2 protein-coding genes and 1 CRISPR repeat array are annotated in these 2569 nt (G+C 50.5%); of the genes, one reads left to right on the forward strand and one right to left on the reverse strand.

Annotated elements, in window-relative coordinates; translation table 11 throughout:
* Positions 1-411, forward strand: a 411-nt coding sequence (locus HQK88_17150) for a glycosyltransferase (protein ID MBF0618525.1), incomplete at its 5' end; no start/stop codon positions are given.
* A 259-nt stretch (positions 412-670) separates the two neighbouring features.
* A CRISPR array of direct repeats spans positions 671-2031; the repeat unit is 32 nt; unit sequence GTTTCAATCCACGCTCCCGCATGGGGAGCGAC.
* A 181-nt stretch (positions 2032-2212) separates the two neighbouring features.
* Here the strand turns inward: HQK88_17150 and cas2 are convergent.
* On the reverse strand, positions 2213-2503 hold the full coding sequence (gene cas2, locus HQK88_17155) for a CRISPR-associated endonuclease Cas2 (GenBank protein MBF0618526.1): 291 nt from the start codon (positions 2501-2503) through the stop codon (positions 2213-2215).
* Positions 2504-2569 lie beyond the last annotated feature (66 nt).

Consider the following 2569-nt stretch of genomic DNA (forward strand, 5'->3'; position numbering starts at 1 on the left):
GAGGACTTCCACGACGTGTATAATGGGGCGGACCTTGCGGACAGGCTGGTCTTCACCGGCTACGTAGACAGGCAAACCCTTACCGCACTTCTCGAAAATGCCAGGGTATTAGCCATCGTCTCATTGATGGAGGGTTTTGGCCTGCCGGTTTTGGAAGCCATGGCCGCAAACGTGCCCGTGTTGTCTTCCAACGTCTCATCGCTGCCGGAGGTTGCCGGAGACGCTGCCTTTTACGTAGACCCACTCGACGTAGATTCCATTACAAAGGGGCTTCACAGGCTTTTGTCCGATGAGGCGCTAAGAACAGACCTCACCGTAAGAGGAGTAAAAAGGTTAAATAACTTTTCCTGGGAATCCGCCGCTCAAAAGACTATGGACGTGTTCCTGGCCGCAGTTGGAAAAAAGCCGTAGTGTCATGTCAATTATCCAAAGTTGGATAAAATCGTGATAGCTTTATCCGACTTAGCGGGCCAGCAGTCTGTCCTCTTCCGTTTAGAGAAGACCCGGCAAGATGCATGGAAGCTATTTTATCGATTATAAGGAAAGCGAAAAAAAGCTTGCCGATACCGGAAATTGATTTATTCCCATAATTTATAACTTTACACGCTTTCTCTTCACAAACCCAAAAGCATAGTAGCCACTATTAACGGAATACACACAAAATAATAGAGTTTCAATCCACGCTCCCGCATGGGGAGCGACCTTGCCCGGTCTGCTGCGGCCAGGGCGATCCGTCGTTTCAATCCACGCTCCCGCATGGGGAGCGACTCACGCCATATAGTACGCCACCGTTGGAATTGCCGGTTTCAATCCACGCTCCCGCATGGGGAGCGACCAACTATCTTGGCTATAGCGATTGGCGACTACCGGTTTCAATCCACGCTCCCGCATGGGGAGCGACCTTCGACGCTAAAAAGGGCACCACGCGCGTTCTGAGTTTCAATCCACGCTCCCGCATGGGGAGCGACTTCGGCACAATCCCGACGGACAGCGTTCAGATTTGTTTCAATCCACGCTCCCGCATGGGGAGCGACTTCATTAAGGCGGGTCGGATTTTCGTAGACAATGAGTTTCAATCCACGCTCCCGCATGGGGAGCGACCTGAGCCTCGCCCATTGCCAGCGTCCAATATTTAGTTTCAATCCACGCTCCCGCATGGGGAGCGACTAGGCGATTGGGCCGTTATAGAGGCTCAAAAACCCGTTTCAATCCACGCTCCCGCATGGGGAGCGACTTTATTCGCGCTCCGGGAATATCAAGGCGTCCCCGGGTTTCAATCCACGCTCCCGCATGGGGAGCGACGTGACCATTGGGTCCACCAACTGTCCAGTTTGATGTTTCAATCCACGCTCCCGCATGGGGAGCGACTTGTAATTCATTAAGGTTTGAAGATCCATAGCCGGTTTCAATCCACGCTCCCGCATGGGGAGCGACCAAAGAGCCCGTTCGCCACGCCGTACGATAGATCGTTTCAATCCACGCTCCCGCATGGGGAGCGACATTAAATCAATAATCCACTGTCGGCGATTCTGATAGTTTCAATCCACGCTCCCGCATGGGGAGCGACCTTTTCTACGTTTTTTTATTTCTGTCAATATAAATGTTTCAATCCACGCTCCCGCATGGGGAGCGACGATCTGCTTCTATCATAAATTCCGGCAATTTATTGTTTCAATCCACGCTCCCGCATGGGGAGCGACTTTGTCCGGACGCTTATGAACGCGCCCATACCGAGTTTCAATCCACGCTCCCGCATGGGGAGCGACTCCGCAGCCCCTGGGAATGTAAAACATAGGGTCAGTTTCAATCCACGCTCCCGCATGGGGAGCGACTAAAAACCCTATATTCGATCTTAAGGGATCTGGAGTTTCAATCCACGCTCCCGCATGGGGAGCGACATAGGATTAAAATGGTGTTTTGGATGGTAATAAAAGTTTCAATCCACGCTCCCGCATGGGGAGCGACTGCGTGATATTGGGATTTTGGTTGGCAATAGATAGTTTCAATCCACGCTCCCGCATGGGGAGCGACTCGCAGCTACAACTTCTTGAAATTTAACCGTTTATTTGATGCTTTCCGCGAAGCTATCATTAAGCGGTATAAAAATATTGAGTTATCAAAGAACATTATAAATTTTTCATTGTTTTTCAGTACATTACATCAATGCGAACCCATCGGTAAAACTATGCGGACTTGAGGTTCGCGGAGTATTTCAGATAAGCAACGGCCCCTCCTGATCGAACGGTTCTTTTGCGCCGAAATGCTCAACGCGGTTTTTCCAATTGGCACCCAGATAGTAAAATCTCAGACTGTCTTTCTTATCATCAATCTCTGAAATCAGCCTCGCCTTCAGCATTGTCCACTGTGCTGGGTCAACAATACATTCAAACACCGAGTACTGCACCCTCTGACCGAAATCCTGACAAGCGTGAGCCACCCTGCGTAAACGGCGTTTGCCGTTTCCATCAGTAGTAGCAACATCGTAGCTTATTAAAACAAGCATTGTCAGCCCTCACTTCCGTTTCAATCCACGCCCCAACATAGGGGCGACACCGATGAACTCACTTCC

The organism is Nitrospirota bacterium (assembly GCA_015233895.1).
Taxonomy (GTDB): domain Bacteria; phylum Nitrospirota; class Thermodesulfovibrionia; order Thermodesulfovibrionales; family Magnetobacteriaceae; genus Magnetomonas.